Annotated in this window: 18 protein-coding genes; 11 read left to right on the top strand and 7 right to left on the bottom strand. The window is 71.2% G+C overall.

Annotation, left to right across the window (positions count from 1 at the left end; all coding sequences use genetic code 11):
- Positions 1–228: 228 nt before the first annotated feature.
- Positions 229–2,076 carry a bifunctional metallophosphatase/5'-nucleotidase gene (locus ACZ53N_RS20460; RefSeq protein WP_469142243.1) on the bottom strand — a complete coding sequence of 616 codons (1,848 nt, stop codon included), beginning with the start codon at positions 2,074–2,076 and terminating at the stop codon, positions 229–231.
- Between the two features lie 207 nt (positions 2,077–2,283).
- Here ACZ53N_RS20460 and mshD point away from each other — a divergent pair, with 207 nt between their 5' ends.
- The 9 genes from mshD to ACZ53N_RS20415 all read left to right on the top strand — a co-directional run bounded on the left by mshD (position 2,284) and on the right by ACZ53N_RS20415 (position 11,585).
- On the top strand, positions 2,284–3,210 hold the full coding sequence (gene mshD, locus ACZ53N_RS20455; protein WP_469142242.1) for a mycothiol synthase: 927 nt from the start codon (positions 2,284–2,286) through the stop codon (positions 3,208–3,210).
- A gap of 142 nt (positions 3,211–3,352) precedes the next feature.
- Positions 3,353–3,793 (top strand): GntR family transcriptional regulator, encoded by a 441-nt coding sequence (locus ACZ53N_RS20450; protein ID WP_469142241.1) that lies wholly within the window; start codon positions 3,353–3,355, stop codon positions 3,791–3,793.
- The gene (locus tag ACZ53N_RS20445) at positions 3,790–4,728 is read left to right on the top strand and encodes an ABC transporter ATP-binding protein (RefSeq protein ID WP_469142240.1); all 939 of its coding nucleotides are present in this window, start codon (positions 3,790–3,792) and stop codon (positions 4,726–4,728) included. Before ACZ53N_RS20450 ends, ACZ53N_RS20445 begins: the two co-directional genes overlap by 4 nt.
- On the top strand, positions 4,725–5,747 hold the full coding sequence (locus tag ACZ53N_RS20440) for an ABC transporter permease (RefSeq protein ID WP_469142239.1): 1,023 nt from the start codon (positions 4,725–4,727) through the stop codon (positions 5,745–5,747). The genes ACZ53N_RS20445 and ACZ53N_RS20440 overlap by 4 nt, the downstream gene beginning before the upstream one ends.
- A complete protein-coding gene (locus ACZ53N_RS20435; protein WP_469142238.1) occupies positions 5,744–6,772 on the top strand; it encodes a translation initiation factor IF-2 in 1,029 nt (342 codons plus the stop codon). The genes ACZ53N_RS20440 and ACZ53N_RS20435 overlap by 4 nt, the downstream gene beginning before the upstream one ends.
- A 273-nt stretch (positions 6,773–7,045) precedes the next feature.
- A complete protein-coding gene (locus ACZ53N_RS20430) occupies positions 7,046–9,385 on the top strand; it encodes an RNA degradosome polyphosphate kinase (RefSeq protein WP_469142237.1) in 2,340 nt (779 codons plus the stop codon).
- A 40-nt stretch (positions 9,386–9,425) separates the two neighbouring features.
- Positions 9,426–10,589, top strand: a complete 1,164-nt coding sequence (locus ACZ53N_RS20425; RefSeq protein WP_469142236.1) for a CHAD domain-containing protein — start codon at positions 9,426–9,428, stop codon at positions 10,587–10,589.
- A gap of 65 nt (positions 10,590–10,654) precedes the next feature.
- Entirely contained in the window at positions 10,655–11,062 is a 408-nt protein-coding gene (locus tag ACZ53N_RS20420) for an NUDIX hydrolase (protein ID WP_469142274.1), read from the top strand.
- Between the two features lie 88 nt (positions 11,063–11,150).
- Positions 11,151–11,585, top strand: a complete 435-nt coding sequence (locus ACZ53N_RS20415) for an Hsp20/alpha crystallin family protein (RefSeq protein WP_469142235.1) — start codon at positions 11,151–11,153, stop codon at positions 11,583–11,585.
- 248 nt (positions 11,586–11,833) lie between these two features.
- Here ACZ53N_RS20415 and ACZ53N_RS20410 read toward each other — a convergent pair whose 3' ends face one another.
- Positions 11,834–12,640 carry a methyltransferase domain-containing protein gene (locus tag ACZ53N_RS20410; RefSeq protein WP_469142234.1) on the bottom strand — a complete coding sequence of 269 codons (807 nt, stop codon included), beginning with the start codon at positions 12,638–12,640 and terminating at the stop codon, positions 11,834–11,836.
- A 236-nt stretch (positions 12,641–12,876) separates the two neighbouring features.
- Between ACZ53N_RS20410 and mshA the strand changes: the two genes are divergently transcribed.
- Both mshA and ACZ53N_RS20400 read left to right on the top strand, forming a co-directional pair.
- Positions 12,877–14,238: a D-inositol-3-phosphate glycosyltransferase gene (mshA, locus tag ACZ53N_RS20405; protein ID WP_469142233.1), complete on the top strand. Its 1,362-nt coding sequence runs from the start codon at positions 12,877–12,879 to the stop codon at positions 14,236–14,238.
- Positions 14,231–14,743, top strand: a complete 513-nt coding sequence (locus ACZ53N_RS20400) for a type III secretion system chaperone family protein (RefSeq protein ID WP_469142232.1) — start codon at positions 14,231–14,233, stop codon at positions 14,741–14,743. Before mshA ends, ACZ53N_RS20400 begins: the two co-directional genes overlap by 8 nt.
- 450 nt (positions 14,744–15,193) lie before the next feature.
- Here ACZ53N_RS20400 and ACZ53N_RS20395 read toward each other — a convergent pair whose 3' ends face one another.
- From ACZ53N_RS20395 to ACZ53N_RS20375, 5 genes are all read right to left on the bottom strand, one after another.
- Complete coding sequence (locus ACZ53N_RS20395; RefSeq protein WP_469142231.1) at positions 15,194–15,865, bottom strand: HalD/BesD family halogenase; 672 nt, start codon at positions 15,863–15,865, stop codon at positions 15,194–15,196.
- A 371-nt stretch (positions 15,866–16,236) separates the two neighbouring features.
- Positions 16,237–16,950: a tectonin domain-containing protein gene (locus ACZ53N_RS20390; protein WP_469142230.1), complete on the bottom strand. Its 714-nt coding sequence runs from the start codon at positions 16,948–16,950 to the stop codon at positions 16,237–16,239.
- A 725-nt stretch (positions 16,951–17,675) separates the two neighbouring features.
- The gene (locus tag ACZ53N_RS20385) at positions 17,676–17,792 is read right to left on the bottom strand and encodes a DUF6192 family protein (protein WP_469142229.1); all 117 of its coding nucleotides are present in this window, start codon (positions 17,790–17,792) and stop codon (positions 17,676–17,678) included.
- Positions 17,793–17,814: 22 nt separating this feature from the next.
- On the bottom strand, positions 17,815–18,006 hold the full coding sequence (locus tag ACZ53N_RS20380) for a DUF397 domain-containing protein (protein WP_469142228.1): 192 nt from the start codon (positions 18,004–18,006) through the stop codon (positions 17,815–17,817).
- Between the two features lie 360 nt (positions 18,007–18,366).
- On the bottom strand, positions 18,367–19,560 hold the full coding sequence (locus ACZ53N_RS20375; protein WP_469142227.1) for a methyltransferase domain-containing protein: 1,194 nt from the start codon (positions 19,558–19,560) through the stop codon (positions 18,367–18,369).
- Positions 19,561–21,182: the final 1,622 nt, after the last annotated feature.

Raw genomic sequence — 21,182 nt, 5'->3', positions numbered from 1 at the left:
GTTTTGCTGTTTTCTCCCCACCCCCCCTTTTTCCCCCCCCTCCCCCTCTTTCTCTTTTTCCCCCCGCGCCCGCAGGGCGCTCGCCGCCGCAGGCGGCACTGACGGCCCCGCTGCCGAAGCGTCCGCCGGATCACGGCACGCAGGCCGTGTCATCCGCACCTCCGCTGCGCGGTGGTGTCCTCAATCGCCGGACGGGCTGTCATCGGCTGAGCTCGCCGCAGGCGCAGGTCACTTCACGATCGTGATGCGGTCCGCCTTCGGCGGGGCCAGCGGCGAGGCCGCCGAGGAGCGTGCGGTGAGGTACGAGGTGAAGGCGTCGAGGTCGGAGGCGCCCACGAGCTTGTTCTTGCCCTCCTTGAAGGCGGGGAAGCCGTCGCCGCCGCCCGCGAGGAACTCGTTCATCGCGACGCGGTACGTCTTGCCCGGGTCGATCGCGGTGCCGTTCAGCTTCACCGACGACGCGACGACGCGGTCCGCGCCCTGCTTGGTCAGGTCGAGCGTGTAGGTCAGGCCCCGGCTCACCTGCAGAATCTTCGGCTGCGGCTCGTTGGGACCGCTGACCTGCTGCTGGAGGGCGGCGATGACCTGGGCGCCGGTGAGGTCGACGACGTTCATCATGTTGGTGAACGGCTGGACCGTGAACGCCTCGCCGTAGGTCACGACGCCGTCACCCTCGGCCCCCGACGCCTTGAAGGCGAGGTCCGAGCGGATGCCGCCGGGGTTCATGAACGCGATCTGCGCGCCGCCCTTGTCGGCGGGGGCGAGCGCCTCCAGCTGGGCGTCCGTGAGCAGGTCGCCGAGCGGCTTCTCGTACGCCTCCGAGCCGCGGCCGTTGATGTCGGCGGAGATGTAGCCGACCGGCTTGTTGGCGACCGGCGCGGCCAGGGTCTTCCAGCGGTCGATGAGCCGGGTCATGTCCGCGGCCTTGGGCTGCTCGCGGTCCACGACGTGGTTCGTGGCGCGGGAGCCCTTGACGCTCGTGCGGACGATGTCCTTCGTCCGGCGGTCGTAGGTCAGCGTCGTGTCGGTGAAGACGCGGCCGAAGGAGGCGGCCGAGGTGACCGTGCGCGGCGCGCCCGAGGGGTCGGGGATGGTGCAGGCGTACGCCTGGTGGGTGTGGCCGGTGACGAGGGCGTCGACCTTCGGGGTCACCTTCTTGGCGATCTCGACGATGGGGCCGGAGATGCCCGCGCCGGCGCCCGGGGTGTCGCAGTCGTAGTTGTACGAGCCGGACGCCGGCATGCCGCCCTCGTGGATGAGGGTGACGATGGACTTCACGCCCTGGCGGTCGAGCTCCTTGGCGTACTTGTTGATCGTCTCGACCTCGTCGTGGAACTTGAGGCCCTTGACGCCCTCGGCCGTCACGACGTCGGGGGTGCCCTCGAGGGTGAGACCGATGATGCCGATCTTCACGCCCTTGTGCTTCCAGATCGTGTAGGGCTTCAGGATCGGCTTGCCGGTCTTCTCGTCGGTGACGTTCGCCGCGAGGTAGGGGAAGTCCGCGCCGCGGAACTTCTTGCCTTTCTCGAAGCAGCCCTCCTTGGGGTGGCAGCCGCCCCGCTGCATGCGCAGCAGCTCGGCGCGGCCCTCGTCGAACTCGTGGTTGCCGACGGAGGTGGCGTCCAGCTTGATCTTGTTGAGCGCCTCGATGGTCGGCTCGTCGTGGAAGAGGCCGGACATCAGCGGGCTCGCGCCGATCATGTCGCCGGCCGCCGCGGTGATCGAGTATTCGTGACCCTTGCGGGCCGTGCGCAGCGAGTTGGCGAGGTACTCGACGCCGCCCGCCGGTATGACCTTCTTCGTGCCGTCGGGCTGCGTCTCGGTGACGGTGCCGGAGGAGCCCTGCGGGGCCTCCAGGTTGCCGTGCAGGTCGTTGAAGGAGAGCAGCTGCACATCGACCGTGCGGCCGTGGCGCTGCTTGCCGCTCTGCGCGCTGTCGGCTGCCGCCGCGCTGTCCGCGCCCGCCGGGGCGGCGGCGGAGAGCACTCCGGCGGTGGCGGCGAGCACGGCCGCGGTGGCGGTCAGCCGTCCGGCGAGGCGCTTCCGTGGCGGCGTCGCGTGAGGCGTCGCGGGCATTTGTTCCCCTTTGTAATGATGTGGTGCTGGTGTCGCGTCAGATGTCGCGGCAGGCGGGTCGGCGGCAGCTTACGGTCAACGCGCGTAGCGCGTCAGGAGGGTTGAGGTGACGAATTGGTAGCTTCGGGCGGCCGGTTCCCCATCGGCCGGCGGGCACGCCACGGCGTACCCCCGGTAGCCCCCCGTGCGGGTCGTAGGCTCAAGGCCATGAGTGACGTGGTGGTGTACGACGCGGGCGGGCCCCGGTCGATCGAGGTCCTTGTCGAGCTGACGCCCGAGCTGGTCCGGGACGTGCTGTCGTTGGTGGCGGAGGCCGCCGACGCCGACGGCCAGCCGGCCGTCTCCGAGCAGGGCCGGCTCCAGCTCGAAGGGGCGCGGCCCGGGGTGCGGCACCTGCTGCTGAGGGACGCCGACGGCGAACTCGTCGGCTACGCCCAGTTGGAGGACAGCGACCCCGTGGAGGCCCCGGCGGGCGAGCTGGTCGTCCGTCCCGGCCAGCGCGGTCGCGGGCACGGGCGAGCGCTCGGGACGGCGCTGCTGGCCGAGTCGGGCAAGCGGCTGCGGGTCTGGGCGCACGGCGGGCACCCGGCCGCCCGGCACCTCGCGCAGGTGCTCGGGCTGAGCCTCTTCCGCGAGCTGCGGCAGATGCGCAGGCCGCTCACCGACCTCGACCTCGCGGAGCCCGTGCTGCCCGAGGGCGTGAGCGTACGGACCTTCCGGCCCGGCGAGGACGACGAGCAGTGGCTGGCGGTGAACGCCGCGGCGTTCGCGCACCACCCCGAGCAGGGCTCGCTCACCCAGCGGGACCTGGACGACCGCAAGGCTCAGGCCTGGTTCGACCCGAAGGGCTTCTTCCTCGCCGAGAAGGACGGCCGGATCGTCGGCTTCCACTGGACGAAGGTGCACGCCGACCAGGGGATCGGCGAGGTGTACGTGGTGGGCGTGCGGCCCGGTGCGCAGGGCGGCGGGCTCGGCAGGGCGCTGACCACGATCGGGCTGCGGCACCTGGCGGGCCAGGGCCTGCCGACGGCCATGCTCTACGTCGACGCGGACAACAAGCCCGCCGTCACCGTCTACGAACGGCTCGGCTTCCAGATCTACGAGACGGACCTGATGTACCGCTCGGAGAGCTGACCGAACGGCTCGGCGACAGGCACACGAACCGCCCTCCAGGGTTGCCCTGGGGGGCGGTTTCGCGTGCCCGCCCCGGCGGGGGGCGGTTGACAGTCCGCCCACCCTTCCATCACCCTTTCACTAATCAAGTAGTGAAAGGGGGATGCGCGTGGTCGAATTCCGCATCGACCGGCGCAGCGGGGTCGCCACCTATCTGCAGATCGTCGTGCAGGTGAAGCAGGCGCTCCGGCTGGGTCTGCTCGCTCCGGGCGACAAGCTGCCGACGGCCAAGGAGGTCGTCGCGGCCACGGCCATCAACCCGAACACCGTCCTGAAGGCCTACCGCGAACTCGATCGCGAAGGCCTGGTCGAGCCGCGCCCCGGGCTGGGGACCTTCGTACGGCGGTCGCTGGCGCGGCCGGAAGCCGCCGCGGACTCGCCGCTGCGCGCCGAACTGGCCGACTGGACGGACCGCGCCCGCGCGGCCGGGCTCGACCGTGAGGACGTGGCCGCGCTGGTCGCCTCCGTGCTGGACGAGAGCTTCGGCGACCACGCGCGACCCGCAGCGCACGACCTGAACAAGGGGAACAAGGGGACCGCATGACCGACCTGACCTTTCAGCCCGACCGGACCGCCCTGCAGGCGGTCGGCCTCGGGGTGAAGCACCGGCGCGGCTGGGCGCTGCGCGACTGCTCCTTCCGTCTGCCCGCCGGGCGGATCTGCGCCCTCGTCGGGCCGAACGGCGCGGGCAAGTCCACGCTGCTCTCCCTCGCGGCGGGCCTGCGGCGGCCCACCACCGGCTCGCTCACCGCCTTCGGGGCCGGGCCCACCGACCCGGCGATCCGGCCCCGGGTGGCGTTCGTCGCCCAGGAGAAGCCGCTGTACCCCCACTTCACCATCGCCGACACGCTGCGGCTGGGCCGCGAGCTGAATCCCGGCGGCTGGGACCAGGCCGCCGCCGAGCGGCTCGTACGGGACGGGAACCTGCCCCTCGGCGCCCGTGTCGGCTCGCTCTCCGGCGGTCAGCGCACTCGCGTCGCGCTCGCCCTCGCCTTCGGCAAGCGGCCGGAACTATTGCTGCTGGACGAGCCGATGAGCGACCTCGACCCGCTCGTCCGCCACCAGATGATGGCCGCCCTGATGGCCGAGGCCGCCGAGCACGCCACCACCGTCGTGATGGCCTCGCACGTCCTCGCCGAACTCGACGGCGTCTGCGACTACCTGCTGCTCATCACCGAGGGCCGGGTGCGGCTCGCCGGCGAGGTCGAGGACCTGACCGCCGCGCACACCCTGCTCGTCGGCCGCCACGAAGGCCCGGAGCTGCCGCCCGAGTTGGCGGGGCACACGGTCGTGGAGTCACGCACCACCGGGCGCCAGTTCAGCGCGCTCGTACGCACCGACGGCCCGGTCGCGGGCCGCTGGGAGGCCGCCGAGCCGAGCCTGGAGGAGCTGCTCCTCGCGCATCTGCGCTCGCCCGGCGCCCCGGCACTGCTCACGCCGAGCGCGGAGCCGCGCGCCACGGCGAAGGCGGCGGCATGAGCACCGCCACGGCAGCCGCCGTTCCGCGCGCCCGGCCGCGTGGAATGACCTGGCTGGTCTGGCGGCAGCACCGGGCCACCGCGTGGATCGCGCTGGGGCTGCTCGTCGCGCTCGTCGGCGCGCTGGTGTGGGTGCGGTTCGCGGGCCACGCCTACCTCGACGACCACGGCCTGCGCGCCGGGTGCGAGGGGGACGTCACGTGCGGGGACGCCGACTGGCAGGCCCTCTCCGCGTTCCGCGTCCGGTACGGCGATCTCCTGGCGGGTATCGGCGAGTTGACGGAGTATCTGCCCTGGGTGGTCGGTCTGTTCGTGGCCGGTCCGATGGTGGCGCGCGAGCTGGAGAGCGGTACGTACAAGCTCGCGTGGTCGCAGTCGGCTTCGCCCCTGCGCTGGCTCGCGGTGAAGCTCACCACGGTCACCGTGGCGGCGCTCGCCGGGTTCTCGCTGCTGTCGGCGGTCCACACCTGGACCTGGCAGTCGTTTCCCTACGACGTGCTGACGGCCCAGCACTGGCAGTACGTGTTCGCCACGATCGGCCCCGCCCCCGTCGCCCACGCCCTGCTGGCGATCGCCCTCGGCACGCTCGTCGGCCTGCTGGTCCGGCGCACGGTCGCGGCCATGGGCGTCACCCTGGCCCTCACCGCCCTGGTGATCTGGGCGCTCGACGTGTTCCGGCCGTATGTGATCACCCCGGTGATGACGCTCTACGCCGAGCGGCCCTCGCCCCCCGACAGCGCCTGGGTCGTCGAGCGCGGGGGCATCGGCCCCGACGTCGGCCGCATCAAGTCGCTCTGGTGCGACATGGACATCTCCGACGGGCAGTGCCTGGCCGAACACAGCGCGACCGACTGGTACGCGGAGCTCCACCCGCGCTCGCACCTGTGGCCGATGCAATGGGCCGAGACCGGGATCCTCGTCGGCGTCGCCGTGGTCCTGGCCGCCGCTGCCGTTTGGCTGCTGCGGCACCGTTCCCAGGCCCAGGCGGCCCCCTCGCACCCCCGGAAGGCGGCGGCATGACCATGACATCGACACCCCCGACCCGTACGGCGACCCGTACCCGTACCGCGACCCCGGGCGCGCCCGGCGTGCGCGCCCTCGGCTGGTTCGTCGTCCGTCAGCACCGCACCACGGCGTGGATCGTCCTCGCGCTGTTCCTCGCGCTGGCCGGTTCGCTGGTGTGGCTGCACGGCGCCATGGGCGACGTCATCGACTCCCGCCGGCTGCTGGCCGCCTGCGACGCCTTCGAGTGCGACGGCTCGTCCGCGAAGATCGCCGACTTCCGGTCCTCGTACGGCGACTACCTGCACTACGTGGGCCTCCTGCTGGAGTTCCTGCCCGCGCTGCTCGCGGCGTTCGTCGCGGGCCCGATGGTGGCGCGCGAGCTGGAGAGCGGTACGTACAAGGTCGCGTGGTCGCAGTCCGTCTCGCCGATGCGCTGGTACGCGGCGAAGCTCGCGCTGCCGGCCGTGGCGGCCCTCGCCGGGGTCTCGGTGCTCGCGGCGCTCTACACCTGGTGCTGGCGGGTCGTGGGTGACCGCGTGGGCGGTGACGTGCTGCTGCCCGGCCAGGTCTGGCACCAGTCGTTCAACGCGCTCGGGCCCGCGCCCGTCGTCCTGGCCCTGGCCGGGGTGGCCGTCGGCGCGCTCGCCGGCCTGCTGGTCAAGCGCACGCTCCCGGCCATGCTCGTCGCCCTGGCGGGCGTCGGCGTGGTGTCGACGGTGACCGGGGCCCTGCGGCAGCATCTGGTCACCCCGGTGACGACGATGTCCGCCGACGCGCAGGGCCTGCTCGGGAACCGCACCTGGTGGTTCGAGCGCGGCATGGTCGGGCCGAACGGCGGGCACATCGTGGAGCCCGACTGCGGCGTCGGCGTCTCGCCCGCCCAGTGCCTTGTCGACCACGGCGCGAGCGGTTGGTACACCGAGTCCCACCCGTACGCGCACCTGTGGCCCATGCAGTGGGTCCAGGCGGGTGGGGTCACCGTGTTCGCCGTGCTCGTCGCGGCCGGCGCGTTGTGGTGGATGCGGCGCACGCACAACTGATCAGGCGCCCCTGTCGTACGCCCGTACACCTCGTGGTGCGGGCGTACGGTCTTGCCCGGGCCCGTCCGGCCGCTCCGAGGGGGCCGGACGACCCCGTGGGGTAGGGCCCCGCTTTCCTGCGCGTCATGTGCGCGTTACCCATGATTCAACCGTGGTTGCGAACCTTGCCGAATGCAGCCCGCCGTGCCACAAACCCCCGGCCGGAGACTACGCGCAGCCCCGGCGCCCGTCTCCGACGCGCCCACCGTGCCCGCGGCGCGGCACCATGGACGTATGAACCGGCCTCCCAGCGCCCAGGCAGCCGACGATCCGCATCCGGACCGGTCGCCGGACCCGTGGGGGACCCCCCGGCCGCAGCCCTCCGTGGGGTCCATCACGGCGCACCGGCCGCACGCGGCCACCTCCCCGGACGGCCCGGGGCTGGAGCCCGACCTGGACGCCGGGCTCGACGGATATGACACCGGGTACCCGGAGGGCCGGGGCGACGGCTACGAGCGCGGCCAGGCGGCGGGGGAGTACGACGACGAGAGTGCCGAGGACGCCGAGGAGCTGCCCCAGGGGCGCTTCCTGGACCGGGAGCGCAGCTGGCTGGCCTTCAACGAGCGGGTGCTGGAGCTGGCGGAGGACCCAGCCACCCCCCTCCTGGAGCGGGCCAACTACCTGGCGATCTTCGCCAGCAACCTCGACGAGTTCTTCATGGTCCGGGTCGCCGGCCTCAAGCGGCGCATCGCGACCGGCGTCGCGACCCGCTCCGCCTCCGGCCTCCAGCCCCGCGAGGTCCTGGAGCTGATCTGGACCCGCTCACGCGAGCTCATGGCCCGGCACGCGGCCTGCTACCAGCAGGACGTCGCCCCCGAGCTGGCCGAGCAGGGCATCCATCTGATCCGCTGGCCGGAGCTGTCGGAGAAGGAGCAGGGGCGGCTGTTCACCCTGTTCCGGCAGCAGATCTTCCCCGTGCTGACCCCCCTCGCCGTCGACCCCGCGCACCCCTTTCCGTACATCTCCGGGCTGTCGCTCAACCTCGCCGTGGTCGTCCGCAACCCCGTCAGCGGTCACCAGCACTTCGCCCGGGTGAAGGTGCCGCCGCTGCTGTCGCGGTTCCTGGAGGCGTCCCCGCAGCGGTACGTCCCGCTGGAGGACGTGATCGCGGCCCACCTGGAGGAGCTGTTCCCCGGCATGGAGGTGCTCGCGCACCACATGTTCCGGGTGACCCGCAACGAGGACCTCGAAGTCGAGGAGGACGACGCGGAGAATCTTCTCCAGGCCCTGGAGAAGGAGCTGATGCGGCGGCGCTTCGGCCCACCCGTGCGGCTGGAGGTCGAGGAGACCATCGACCCGTACGTCCTCGATCTGCTGGTCCGCGAGCTCAAGATCACCGACGCCGAGGTCTATCCGCTGCCCGGCCCGCTCGACCTGACCGCGCTGTTCCGGATCGCCGGCCTGGACCGGCCCGAGCTGAAGTTCCCCAAGTTCGTGGCGGGCACCCACCGGGACCTCGCCGAGGCCGAGTCCGCGTCCGCCCCCGACATCTTCGCGGCCCTGCGCGAGCGGGACGTGCTGCTGCACCACCCGTACGACTCCTTCTCCACCTCCGTGCAGGCCTTCCTGGAGCAGGCCGCGGCCGACCCGGACGTGCTGGCCATCAAGCAGACCCTCTATCGGACGTCGGGCGACTCGCCCATCGTGGACGCCTTGATAGACGCCGCGGAGTCGGGCAAGCAGGTCCTCGTCCTCGTGGAGATCAAGGCCCGCTTCGACGAGCAGGCCAACATCAAATGGGCGCGGAAGCTGGAGGAGGCGGGCTGCCACGTCGTCTACGGGCTGGTCGGGCTCAAGACGCACTGCAAGCTGTCGCTGGTGGTCCGCCAGGAGGGCGAGACGCTGCGCCGCTACTCCCACGTGGGCACCGGCAACTACCACCCCAAGACCGCCCGGCTGTACGAGGACCTCGGCCTGCTCACCGCGGACCCGCAGGTGGGGGCCGACCTCTCCGATCTCTTCAACCGGCTGTCCGGATACTCGCGCCGCGAGACCTACAGACGGCTGCTCGTGGCCCCCAGATCGCTGCGCGACGGGCTGGTCGCGCGCATCGCGAAGGAGACCGCGCACCACCGCGCCGGGCGCCCCGCGTACGTCCGCGTCAAGGTCAACTCGATGGTCGACGAGACCGTCATCGACGCCCTCTACCGGGCGTCGCGGGCCGGGGTGCCGGTGGATGTGTGGGTGCGCGGCATCTGCGCCCTGCGCCCGGGGGTCCCCGGCCTCTCGGAGAACATCCGGGTGCGCAGCGTGCTCGGCCGCTTCCTGGAGCACTCCCGGGTGTTCGCCTTCGGCAACGGCGGCGAACCGGAGGTGTGGCTCGGCAGCGCGGACATGATGCACCGCAACCTCGACCGGCGCATAGAGGCGCTGGTGCGGGTCACCGACCCGGGGCACCGGGCCTCGCTCGGCCGACTGCTGGAGCTGGGGATGTCGGACACCACCGCGTCCTGGCACCTCGGCGGGGACGGCGGCTGGACCCGGCGTGCGACGGACGCCGACGGGCAGCCGCTGCGGAACGTTCAGGAGATGCTCATAGACGCCCGGAGGCGCCGGCGTGGTTCAGCGACATGATCCGCCGATTACGGTCGGCGCTCCCTGCGGGCGGGACACGATGACGACGAAATCCCCTGGGGGAACGCGGGCCACCGGGTCCCCGGCTCCCGCTTCCGGATTGCCTGCTCCCGGACCGGTCGCCCACCGCGTGGGGGACGCGACGGCGGGCGAGGTACTCGCGAGCTATCTGCACACCCAGGCCACCGAGTTCCTGCGCAGCCTGCGGTGGCACGGCGAGAGCGGTGCCGACGCCGAGGACGCGACCGAGGCCGCGCGGCTGCTGCGCCGCTCGGCCCGACGCCTCTCCGGCGCTCTGCACGTCTACCGCCCGCTGACCGACACCGCGTGGACGGACCAACTCCGCTCCGAGTTGGTGTGGTTGTCGGAGACCCTCGCCCGCGAGCACGCCTACGCGGCCCGCCTGGCCCGGCTGCGCGGGGCGCTGCACCGCCTGTCGGGCGCGGGCACCGGGGAAGCCGAGCCGGGCACGGCGGTCGTCGCGCCGCGCGGCGAGTCCGGTGCGGGTGCCCGGGCGCGGGAGGACGGGACCGGCGGCGGCCTGACCGTCGGCGCGGCCCGGGCGGGGGCGCTGCTGGAGCGGCGGTTGACCCTGGGGCGGACACGGGCGCACTCGGCGGCCCTGCAGGCGCTGGGCTCCTCGCGCTTCCACGCCCTCGCCGACAACGTCGCGGTGCTCGCCTCGGAGGTACCGCTGGACCCCGCGGCCCACGACCTCCTCGCCCGCGAGGCCCTGGCGCACTTCGTCGACCAGGCGCACCGCAGGCTGGTCGAGGCCGTCGAGACCCTGCCGCTGTCCGTGGCGGGTCACCCGTACAACGCCGAGGCCCTGGCCCACGGCCTCGCCGCGACCCCGACGGCCGACGCCCCGCCCGCCGAGGGGCGGCAGGACGCCCCCTGGCACCAGGTGCGACGGCTGGTGCGGCTGCGGCGCTACGGCCAGGAGGTGCTGGACGAGCGGGAGCAGACCGAGGTCGAACCCACGCTGTCCGTACGGCTGTTGGGGGCGAGCCAGGCCCTGGACCGGCACCGCGACGCGGCGGAGGCCGCGGCGGCCGCCGCGGCCGCGGCCCGCACGCCCCGCATCGCACCCGCCACGGCGTACGCGCTGGGGGTGCTCCACGCCGATCAGCGGCACGACGTGGAGGCCGCCCGCTTCGCCTTCGGCCGGCTCTGGCAGCGGCTGGCGGTGACGACGCCGTGACCGGGGCCGGCTCCGGCTCCGGTCCTCGCTCCGGCTCCGGCGGCGCGGGCGCGCGGTCGCCGGTCCTGGCGGCGGGCTGCGCGCTGTGGCGCAGGTCCCCCTACGACGGACGGCTGGAGCTCGGCCTCGTCCACCGCCCGAAGTACGACGACTGGTCGTGGCCCAAGGGCAAGCTCAAGCGGGGTGAGGACGCCCTGTCCGGCGCGCTGCGGGAGGTGCTGGAGGAAACCGGCATGACGTGCGAGCCGGGGCCGCCCCTGCCCACCGCGCACTATCTGGCGGAAGGCCGGCCCAAGGAGGTCCGGTACTGGGCGGCGCGGGCGACGGGCGGGGCGTTCACGCCCAACCACGAGGTGGACCGCGTCCTGTGGCTCCCCCCGGCGGCAGCCCGCAACCGCCTCACCCACGACCGCGACCGGCGGCTCGTCGACGCGCTGCTGGCCGTCCTGCGGGCAGGGGCGCACGAAGCTTGAGCCCAGGCTTGTCAACTTTCCTCTTGGCGCGCTATATAAGAAGGGCGAGGGCATCCCACCGAGTGCCAGAGAAAAGGAGTGACCTGTGATGCTCATGCGGACCGACCCGTTCCGGGATCTCGACCGCCTCACCCGCCAGGTTTTCGGTACCGAGGCCCGCCCTGCGGCCATGCCGATGGACGCCTACCGCGTCGGCGACGAATTCGTGGTCCAGTTCGACCTCCCCGGCGTCGACCCCGAATCGATCGACCTGGACATCGAGCGCAACGTCCTCTCGATCCACGCCGAGCGCCGGAAGACGGCCCCCGAGGGTGCCGAGCTGATCGTCGAGGAGCGCCCCACGGGCACGTTCACCCGGCAGCTGTTCCTGGGGGAGACGCTGGAGACCGACCGCATCGACGCCTCGTACGACCTGGGCGTGCTGACGCTGCGCATCCCGGTGGCGGAAGAGGCCAAGCCGCGCAAGATCACCATCTCGGGCGGCAGCGGGCGCGGCAGCGGCCGCAAGCAGCTCGCGAGCTGATCCGAATGAGCCCGTCCGGCGATTGAGGACGCGCCCGCAGGGCGCTCGCCGCCGCAGGCGGCCTGCACCTCCGCTGATTTCGGCTGAGCTCGGCCACATCAAGCCCGTCCGGCGTTTGAGGACGCGCCCGCAGGGCGCTCGCCGCCGCAGGCGGCACGGACGGCCTGCGGGCCGGGGCGCTGTGGGCCGTGTGCCCGCACCCCCGCTGCGCGGCGGTGTCCTCAATCGCCGGACGGGCTGGTTTGCGCCTAGCCGCGAGGCGCAAGCGCCTCCCAGCGCAGCGTGACCTCGCCCTGCCGCCAGCGCCGGGGCCCGTCCGTCAGGGGCCAGTCGGCCTTCAGGGCCGACGCCGTACGGATCCACCGCTGCCGCGAGCTCAGCGCAGCGTACGGCGCAGCGGCCGCCCAGGCGCGGTCGAAGTCGCGCAGGAACGCATGTACCGGCTCGCCCGGCACATTGCGGTGGATGAGCGCCTTGGGCAGCCGTTCTGCCAGGTCGGAGGGGGTGGTCAGGGAGCCGAGTCGGGTCGCGAAGGTGACCGTGCGGGGGCCCTCCGGGCCGAGCGCGACCCATACGTGACGACGGCCGATCTCATCGCACGTGCCCTCGACGAGCAGTCCGTCGGGCGCGAGCCGGGCGCACAGCCGGGCCCACACGGCGGCCACCTCGTCCTCGTCGTACTGCCGCAGCACGTTCGCGGCCCGGATCAGCGCGGGCCGCCGCCCGGCACCGAGCGGCACCTCGAACCCGCCGTGCGCGAAGGACAGCCCCTCCCGCTCGTACGGTTTCGCCGCCGCCACCCGCGCCGGATCGATCTCCACCCCGACGACCTCCGCAGTGCCGCACACGGTCCGCAGTCGGTCCAGCAGCTCCACCGCGGTCCAGGGGGCCGCCCCGTAGCCGAGGTCGACGGCGACGGGGTCGGCGCTGCGGCGCAGTGCGGCGCCGTGCGCGTCGGCGATCCAGCGGTCCATGCGCCGGAGCCGGTTCGGATTGGTCGTCCCACGGGTCGCCGAACCGACGGGACGACGGTGCGGGGTGGGGCGGGGCGGCATGTCACAGAGCCTAAGCGGTGCGGGGCGCGCCGGCGGACGGCGTGACGCCTCCTCGATATCGCCCGCCCCTCCCCGGCCCCAAATGCCTTATACAGGCATGGATCCGGTCATAAATCGCCCGTATGGCAGGGAATGGGAGGCGTCCTCCGTAGCGTTGCACTCCGTTGACAGGTGGCGGACGCCCTCCAAGGCGCGCTGCCGAGGCGCCCCTACAAGGTGGACGGAGGACCCGCACGGTGAGCCAGTACGTAGCCCGGCTCGGCAACCGCCGCGGCCGCACACTCGGCCCGTTCACGGGCGCCCCGCGCAGACGGCTCGGGGGAGTCCGCAGACCCCGCCGCATCGCCATGCTCAGCGTCCACACCTCCCCGCTCCACCAGCCGGGCACCGGCGACGCGGGCGGCATGAACGTCTACATCGTGGAGCTGGCCAAGCGACTCGCCGCGATCAACATCGAGGTCGAGATATTCACCCGCGCCACCACCGGCACCCTGCCGCCCGCCGTCGAGCTGGCCCCCGGCGTGCTCGTCCGGCACATCGACGCGGGCCCCTACGAAGGCCTCGCCAAGGAAGAGCTGCCCGCCCAGCTCTGTGCCTTCACCCACGGCGTGATGCAGGCCTGGGCGGGGCACCGGCCCGGCCACTACGACCTCGTCCACTCCCACTACTGGCTCTCCGGCCACGTCGGCTGGCTCGCCGCCGAGCGCTGGGGCGTCCCCCTGGTGCACGCCATGCACACCATGGCCAAGGTCAAGAACGCCGCCCTCGCCGAGGGCGACACCCCCGAGCCCGCCGCGCGGGTGATCGGCGAGACCCAGATCGTCCGGGCCGCCGACCGGCTCATCGCCAACACCGACGGCGAGGCCGAGGAACTGGTGCGGCACTACGAGGCCGACCCTGCCCAGGTCGCCGTCGTGCACCCGGGCGTGAACCTCGACCGCTTCACGCCCGCCGACGGACGGGCCGCCGCCCGCGCCCGGCTGGGCCTGCCGGCCGACGCGCTCGTCCCCCTCTTCGCCGGGCGCATCCAGCCGCTCAAGGCCCCCGACATCCTGCTGCGCGCCGTCGGTCACCTCCTCGACCAGCGGCCCGAGCTGCGCTCGCGCATCGTCGTCCCCGTCGTCGGCGGCCCCAGCGGCAGCGGTCTCGCCAAGCCCGAGGGCCTGCAGAAGCTCGCCGCCCGGCTCGGCATCGCCGATGTCGTCCGCTTCCGCCCGCCGGTCGGCCAGGAGCAGCTCGCGGACTGGTACCGGGCCGCGTCCGTGCTGGTCATGCCCTCCTACAGCGAGTCCTTCGGCCTGGTGGCCGCCGAGGCCCAGGCCTGCGGCACCCCGGTCGTCGCGGCCGCCGTGGGCGGACTGCCGGTGGCGGTGCGGGACGGCGTCAGCGGCTTCCTCGTCGACGGCCACGACCCCGCCGACTACGCTCGGACGCTGAACCACTTCGCCGACGACGCCGCGCTCGCGGACCGGATGGGCGCGGCCGCGGCCACGCACGCGCGGTCCTTCGGCTGGGACACCGCGGCCGCCGCCACCGCCGACGTCTACGCGGCGGCGATCCACGAGCGGCGCCGTCGCCTACGCTCGACGCATGTCTGACGCGAACTCCACCCTCGAGCGGACGCTCAGCGACGCCGACCTCGAATGGGAGAGCCCGAGCGACGGTACGTACGTCGTGAAGCTCCCCGGCACCCGCAAGTTGTCGACGACCGTCTCGCTGATCGTCGGCAAGCACTCCCTCTCGGTCAACGCCTTCGTCGTGCGCCGCCCCGACGAGAACCACGAGGCGGTGCACCGCTGGCTGCTGGAGCGGAACACCCGCCTGTACGGGCTGAGTTACGCGATCGACGGGCTCGGCGACATCTACCTCGTGGGACGGCTGCCGCTGGCCGCCGTGACCCCGGAGGAGATCGACCGGATCCTCGGCACGGTGCTGGAGAACGCCGACGGCAGCTTCAACACGCTGCTGGAGATGGGCTTCGCGAGCGCGATCCGCAAGGAGTACGCGTGGCGCACCTCGCGCGGCGAGTCGACGCGCAACCTGGACGCGTTCGCGAACCTGACACGGGATGAGCCGGGGAGTCCGAGCCCGTCCGGCGATTGATGACACGGCCACCGCAGCCGGCCCGTCCGGCGTTGAGGACCGGGGTCCGGGGCGGAGCCCCGGCCTGAGGCCCGGTGGGCGGCTAGAGCTGGGTGCTCCACTTTCCACGGGCGAGGTACGTGGTGCCGGGCCGGATGTAGACCCGGGCGCCGCGCACGGGTAGCTCGCCGTGGGTGAGCCAGTAGGTACGTATCTCGTCGAGGGTGTCCCAGAGGCGCCGGGGGCCGCCCTGGTGGACTGTAGGTGCTTCGTCGCGGGTGGCGGTGGCCCGGGCCCACGATCCGTCGGCGTGCGCCGACGCACAGAGAAGCTAGCGGGACCCGAATTGCCGTCGCAAGGGTTCTAGGAAGCCGTGATAAACCCCCGGCAGTGATCGGTGCCCGGCGTTGTCCGGTTCACACGTCAACGTCAGAGGCAGGGTCCGTGAGACAGCTGATGATGGTGCTGTGGTCAGTACAGCAGGGAGGCGGAGGGTGTCACAGCCTGTTGCCGGTCTGGCGTCGTGTAGGCGAAGTTGAGCACCGTACGGCGCAGGCCGGGGCGGCGCAGAGGGGTGACGCAGTGGGCCGTGGTATCGCTGCGCAGGAGGTAGCCGTCGCCAGGTCGGTGGTGGGCCCGTCTGGCGGCGTTGGTCTGGAGGACGCTCAGGTCGACGGCGTGGGGGGCATATTCCAGTAGCCCGCCGTTGGCAGGGTCGGCCGGTGCTTCGATGAACAGCACCAGGGCCAGGGGGTAATCGTCGGTGTGAGCTCCGTGGGTGTCGCCTTGCTGATGGAGGCTGTTGATGACGTGGCGTTCGAGGGGGTCACTCACTGGGACGACCTGAAGGTCTGCGAGCCGGCCAAGGAGGTCGAGCAGATGCTCGTCGTGGTACAGCTGCGGGATCAGTTCGGAGTCCCGGGCGATGGCGTGTCCGCCGAGAGTGGTCATGTGACGGGGTGACCGGTCCGTGCACTCCATGGAGAGATCCCGTCGTACGGCAAGTTTTCCCAGCCGTCTTACCTCGCTGTCGAGGGCGGGCAGCACTTCAGGTGGCACCACAGCGGGCAGGGGCAGGTAGCCGTCGGCGGCGAAGCGGTCGCGCAGGACAGGGGTGTACTCGGGTAAGGACAGCACGGACACGCTTTACCCGACTCCGTCCCCAACCATGTCGCCCCGTCGCGGGCTACCCTGGCTACCCAGCGCGGCGGCATCGGTCCTGGAAACTCAGCTGACGAACAAAACTCGGGTGAGACTGCGGGGCTCCGTGTCTCACCCGAGTTCGTCTCTCCGCAGGTCAGCCCTGCCAAAGGCGAGAAATGACCGGGACAGCCACCATGGTGACCGTGCCCCGGAGACCGGTGTCGGCGGCGGTCCGGACCATTCAGTCTCTTGAACGATCTCACCCGCAGAGGGACGCAGCCCTTTGAGCTGGACGAGACAGAAAGCCGACCAGAACGTGAGGGGCCCCCGGCCGACAGGTCGGGGGCCGCTCACGCGTGCCGGTGCAGGGGTCAGCTCGGCTGGTCCCCGGTGTACCGGTAGATCTCGGCGCCGCTGTTGATGTGCCACACGGTGCCGTCGGCGCCGGCCGCGATGTCGGTGGCGGTGCCGGGGATCTTGATCCATGGGTTGGAGCCGCTGGCGTCGTTGTTGGTGTACCGGTAGATGGCACCGGCGGGATCGACGCCCCATACGTTGGTCCGGGAGCCCACCGCGATGCGCTTGAGGCTGCCGGGGACGTGCTTCCACGCGTTGGCGCTGTCCTGGTCCCCGGTGTAGCGGAAGATCTGGTTGGCGCCGTTGACGCCCCACACCGTGCCGTCGGCTGCCGCGCCGATGTCGCTCAGCGCGCCGGGGACCTTGATCCACGGGTTGGTGTCGTAGTTCGAGTACCGGTAGATGGCGCCGGCGGAGTCCACTCCCCACACGTTCGTGCGGGAGCCGGCGTCGATGCGGACCAGGCTGCCGTCGATGCCCTTCCACGGGCCCGGGGTGCCCTGATCCCCGGTGTAGCGGTAGATCTGGTTGCTGCCGTTGACGCCCCACGTGGTGCCGTCCGACGCGGCGCCGATGTCACTGAGGCCCCCGGGGATGCCGAGCCAGGGGTTGGCGTCGTAGTTGGTGTACCGGAAGATGGCGCTGGCCGCGTTCACGCCCCAAACCGTTGTCCTGGATCCCGCCGAGATGGCCGAGAGACTGCCCGCGACCTTCACCCAATCCGACATGCCTCAATCGCCTTTCGTTGAACCGGTGTTGGTCGCCATTCTTGGCGCTGGGGCGAGCCTATGGGGCGGGTGAATGCTTGCCCTATTACCAAACAAGCCAGTAAATCAATGTTTGTGTTCCTGTGGCCGTGATGGGCGGGCTCTGGGACGGCCCCACCGGGACTATTTCGGCTGGAAGTGCCGTCCCGCCGAGGGGGGATCGACGCGAGCGCCGAAACGTGCTTCCGTCCTGGACGACCCTGTCGGCGGAGGCGGACGGGCCAGCGGGAGCGACTGCGGGGCAGGCAGCCGCCGACGAATACGCCTCTTCACCACCGCAGCGGGATCAGGCGGCTGGCGGAAGCGGTCCGGCGGACGCTTCAGCGATCGGCCCCCAGCCCCTGGCCAGTCAGTGCAGAGCTGTGCGCACGAGCCGGATTCCGCGGGCGTTGGCCCGGATCCGGACTGGCCGGGGGCCGGGTCCTCAGCCGGCGTGGTCGCAGAGACGGGATGCTTCTCGCTGTTATCGGAGAGCTGGAAGCCCTCTCGCTGGTTGTAGGTGACGGGAGGAAGTCCCTCCTTCACCGCGACCTTCCGCAAGTACCGCAGCCCCGCCCACACCTGCGACGGTGATCTCTTGGTCGCCCGGCACAACTGCGCGAGTGACAACCCGGCCGGCCGCGCTTCGTGCAGGGCCTTCTTCGCCGCGCTGCCGTGGACGTGGGCGGGCAGTCCCGCCCGTGGCATCACTGGTCCCGAAGGAGTTGAGCGAGCTGTTCGCCCAGGTCGAACTTGCCCGTGGCCACAGCCGATTCGATCCAGTCGGCCGTCGCCCCGATCTCCTCCACTTGTCGCCCGATCATCTCCGCCTGGCCCTGGCAGTCGCTATATCAGGTGATCGAACTCGCCTGCTTTGACGCCGCAGACGAACGCGAGAAGCTTCTCAGGGCTGCTGCTGATGATGAGGTCGGGCGTGTCGCTCTCCCGCATGAGGATGACCTCACCCGATCGGGCAAGTTCGATGCACTCGTTCCCGTCGGTGGAGAACGAAGACTTCTGCCACTGAATATCCGACATGCTCGCCTTCACATTTTTTGAGTGATAACGCGCAGGAGGCCGAGTAGCCGCGTGCGAGGGTCAGATAGAAGGCCAGAAACCTAGCGCCTTGTTAGACCGCACGCAATGATCGGATGGTTAGCCCCGTGAGCAGCCATGGCTCGTTCATCGCGTCGGGTGCCGCGCTGAACGGGCCGGGCGGGGCTGCGCCTACGCGTCGGGGAAGGAGACCGCGGTCGCCGTCAAAGGGCGGAACGGAAGGCAGACCACGATCGAGCGGCGTCGAACATGCGCTTTGTCCACGGGTCCGGGTCCCTCGATTGCTGCGTGTACGGAGGCGGGCAGGTCCTCGAACGCAATGCGTGTTGTGGCCATGAGTCCTCACATCCTGGTACGCCGAACGGGCCCTACGGTGTGTGAATGCCGTAGGGCCCATTCAGCGTGCGCTACAGCTTTGCCAGCCACTTTCCTCGGGCGAGGTACGTGGAGCCGTCGGGCTTCACGAAGACTTTGGCCCCGCGTACGGGAAGTTCGCCGTTCGTGAGCCAGTACGTCCGGACCTCGTCGAGGAGGTCCCAGAGCCTTCGGGGGCCACCCTGGTGGACCTGCGGGACCTCGTCGGCGTGGGCGGTTGCCCGGGGCCCATGATCCGTCGGCGTGCGCCATGAGGGCCATGCGTTGCTTGTCGTCCTCGTCGAATTGGTGCTCGATGCCCGGTGCCACGATGTCGAGCATCGATGCGAGATCCCATGCTTCGGTCACGTGGACGACTGGGTATCGGCCGGTGCTGATGTCGTCGCCGTCGTGCTCCCGGGCGGTGGCGAGCAGGGCAGCGAGGCGTGGCGGGTAGTCGGCGCCGTGGCGGGCGTGCATGAATCCTGCCCGGTCCCACTCGACGCGTCCGATCGCGCCACCGTCCTTGGTCTTCTCCGCAGTGATCAGGAGCGAGGTCCCGGCGATCGTCGTCACCAGGCGGCCACCGGGGTTGAGCGCGGTGAGCCAACTCCCAGGGATCGGCCGAACGGCGACAGTGGCGACGATGCGGTCGAACCTCCCGGGCAGTTCGCCGGTGGCGTCCACGGCCGTGATCGTCGGGTGCAGCCCCATACCGTCGAGGCGCGCGCGGGCAGCCTCGACGAGGTAGGGGTGGACGTCCATGCTCGTCACCTGCTTGTCGCCCAGACGGCGACAAGCGAGGGCGTCGCCGTAGCCCGGCCCTGTGCCGACGTGCCCAAGAGTATGGCTGTCGTCGAGGCGGGCGTGCTGGAACATCTGCACGACGAGACTCGGCAACGTCGAAGACGACGTCGGCAGGCCGGCCGGGCGGTCGTCGCTGCTCGCGTAGTCGGCGTGCAGGGGGCCGACGCTGGTGATCAGCGAGGTGTCGCCATACGCGGCGTCGAGCCATCGTGATTCGTCGGCCGATCCGTCCCGGACCGTCCAGCCGTCGGGATCGCGCTGCCACCACCGGGGCACGAGGAGATGCCGGGCGGTTTCAGCGACGGGGGCGCGCCATCGTGACGAGCGATGGGTGACGCGCTCCGCGAGCCCTACGGCGTGAGGCTTCCAGTTCACTAGCACCTCCGCGCCCGGTGCGCTGCACCCTCTGTCACTGTGCGCCTCCCCGCCACCGCCTGCCACATGGAAGAGCCCCGCACATCTCGGGGAAGCTCACGGACGCGGGCGGCTTTCGGAGCGGGAAGCCCCGTCCGAGCGTTTCAGAGGAAGCACCCGAACGGGTTCACGCTGCTCGACTAGCCCCCGCACGTGCACGGGTAGCTACGGGGTTGCCCCTCGACCACCATGATGATCTTCCCGATGCCGTTGCAATTTCCGCAGGGCCTAGGTCCACGCTGGATTGCCATGGCGACTTCATGCTTGAAGTGCCGTACCACGTTCGCTTGCTTTGGATCGATCCACTCGCGACGGCCCCGTGCCGGGTCGCCCTCGGCTTCCTTGTCGGTCATGTGAGGCCCTCCCTTGACCGTGTGACTACAGCCGGACCATACCGTCAACCAGTGGTTGAGCAACTGAGGTTGGCTGTTGCGTTACGCCTCGCCTGAGCCCCCGCATGGCTGACAGGTCACGTCGTGAGGCTTCCCATCCGAGTCATAGACAATCGTCCGTCCCATTCCCTGGCAGTGAGTGCAGTTCGCCATACTTGCCTCCACTTGTCGCGCCGAATGGTGCTGGAACCCCACCCCGGACGAGCGGACCGAGCAGGCCCGTCAGGGGCGGGAGATCATGGGTGGAGCGTTTAGCTTCAGGCGCCATCGAGACGTCCGTACCGGACAGCCTGCACAGCGTGGACTGGTGGTAGTCCTGGTTCACGCTCGCCGGACCCCGGCACGGCAGGTGGAGGTGTGCGACGTACCTCTGTTCCCGAGGGCTCGCGATGGCTGCGCGCATGGGTTCTCCGGTTCGATGCCGGACCGTCCGCCCGCCACCGTCACACAGGCGGACCGACGGCGTCAGTGCTCCCCGACCGTGTGGCCGGGTCTCATCCGGTCAGGCGGAAGAATTCCCTGCGCGACAGGTGAGGGATGGGAACGGGGGGCTCGACACGGGCCTCGCGGCCGAGCAGTCGCAGGTCGCGGGGGGCGCATGCCGGGGGGAAGGTTGAACGGGTCCCAGAAGTCGACTTTCAGGAATTCCGGCCTTTCCCGGGGTGGCGCCTCGGGGAGGGTGATGCGCTTGATCTGCGACGGGCTCAGCGGGTTGCACGCCATCAAGTAGGCGTCTCCTGGCGGGCCTTGCGCGGCGGAGTGACGGTCCGCTGCGCCTGGGGCGTATCCGACGACGCGCTGCGGGGTTACGTCGATGCGCATGGTCCGCCGGATCTGGTACGCAGCGGCGTCTATGGGCGGTTCTCCCGGGATGCAAATGCCGCCTGGCAGGCACCACTTGACGTCCGTACCGGTCAGCAGAAGCAGGATTCGCCCGGACTCATCGGTGATGCGAGCGAGGCCCGTGTGAAGAACCGTCGTTGATCCCAACCACGCTGTTTCCATTGCATCAGCCCAAACTCGTCCGTGAGTCGGTAGCGCCCTCTCCCGACCTGGAGCGTGGGCGGGAGAGGGCTTCCTCGGGGGGGGGGGGGGGGGGGGGGGGGCCGGAAACCCCCTTTTTTGGGGGGGGAAGGTGCCGCCCGTCCCGACAGAATTCTTGCCCAGCCACCCCCCCGACACGACCCGGAA

Source organism: Streptomyces sp. NPDC033229 (assembly GCF_055576875.1).
The sequence above is the reverse complement of the archived record's forward strand: the minus strand, read 5'-3'. Positions and strand labels throughout refer to the sequence as shown.

Excerpts from the sequence above, each read along its gene's own strand:
- ACZ53N_RS20385 (WP_469142229.1), bottom strand. The coding sequence starts at position 17,792 with ATGATCGGGCGACAAGTGGAGGAGATCGGGGCGACGGCCGACTGGATC.
- ACZ53N_RS20400 (WP_469142232.1), top strand. The coding sequence starts at position 14,231 with ATGTCTGACGCGAACTCCACCCTCGAGCGGACGCTCAGCGACGCCGAC.
- ACZ53N_RS20390 (WP_469142230.1), bottom strand. The coding sequence starts at position 16,950 with ATGTCGGATTGGGTGAAGGTCGCGGGCAGTCTCTCGGCCATCTCGGCG.
- ACZ53N_RS20415 (WP_469142235.1), top strand. The coding sequence starts at position 11,151 with ATGCTCATGCGGACCGACCCGTTCCGGGATCTCGACCGCCTCACCCGC.
- ACZ53N_RS20460 (WP_469142243.1), bottom strand. The coding sequence starts at position 2,076 with ATGCCCGCGACGCCTCACGCGACGCCGCCACGGAAGCGCCTCGCCGGA.
- ACZ53N_RS20450 (WP_469142241.1), top strand. The coding sequence starts at position 3,353 with ATGCGCGTGGTCGAATTCCGCATCGACCGGCGCAGCGGGGTCGCCACC.
- ACZ53N_RS20380 (WP_469142228.1), bottom strand. The coding sequence starts at position 18,006 with ATGTCGGATATTCAGTGGCAGAAGTCTTCGTTCTCCACCGACGGGAAC.
- ACZ53N_RS20425 (WP_469142236.1), top strand. The coding sequence starts at position 9,426 with ATGACGACGAAATCCCCTGGGGGAACGCGGGCCACCGGGTCCCCGGCT.
- mshD (WP_469142242.1), top strand. The coding sequence starts at position 2,284 with ATGAGTGACGTGGTGGTGTACGACGCGGGCGGGCCCCGGTCGATCGAG.
- ACZ53N_RS20435 (WP_469142238.1), top strand. The coding sequence starts at position 5,744 with ATGACCATGACATCGACACCCCCGACCCGTACGGCGACCCGTACCCGT.
- ACZ53N_RS20430 (WP_469142237.1), top strand. The coding sequence starts at position 7,046 with ATGAACCGGCCTCCCAGCGCCCAGGCAGCCGACGATCCGCATCCGGAC.
- ACZ53N_RS20445 (WP_469142240.1), top strand. The coding sequence starts at position 3,790 with ATGACCGACCTGACCTTTCAGCCCGACCGGACCGCCCTGCAGGCGGTC.
- ACZ53N_RS20440 (WP_469142239.1), top strand. The coding sequence starts at position 4,725 with ATGAGCACCGCCACGGCAGCCGCCGTTCCGCGCGCCCGGCCGCGTGGA.
- ACZ53N_RS20410 (WP_469142234.1), bottom strand. The coding sequence starts at position 12,640 with ATGCCGCCCCGCCCCACCCCGCACCGTCGTCCCGTCGGTTCGGCGACC.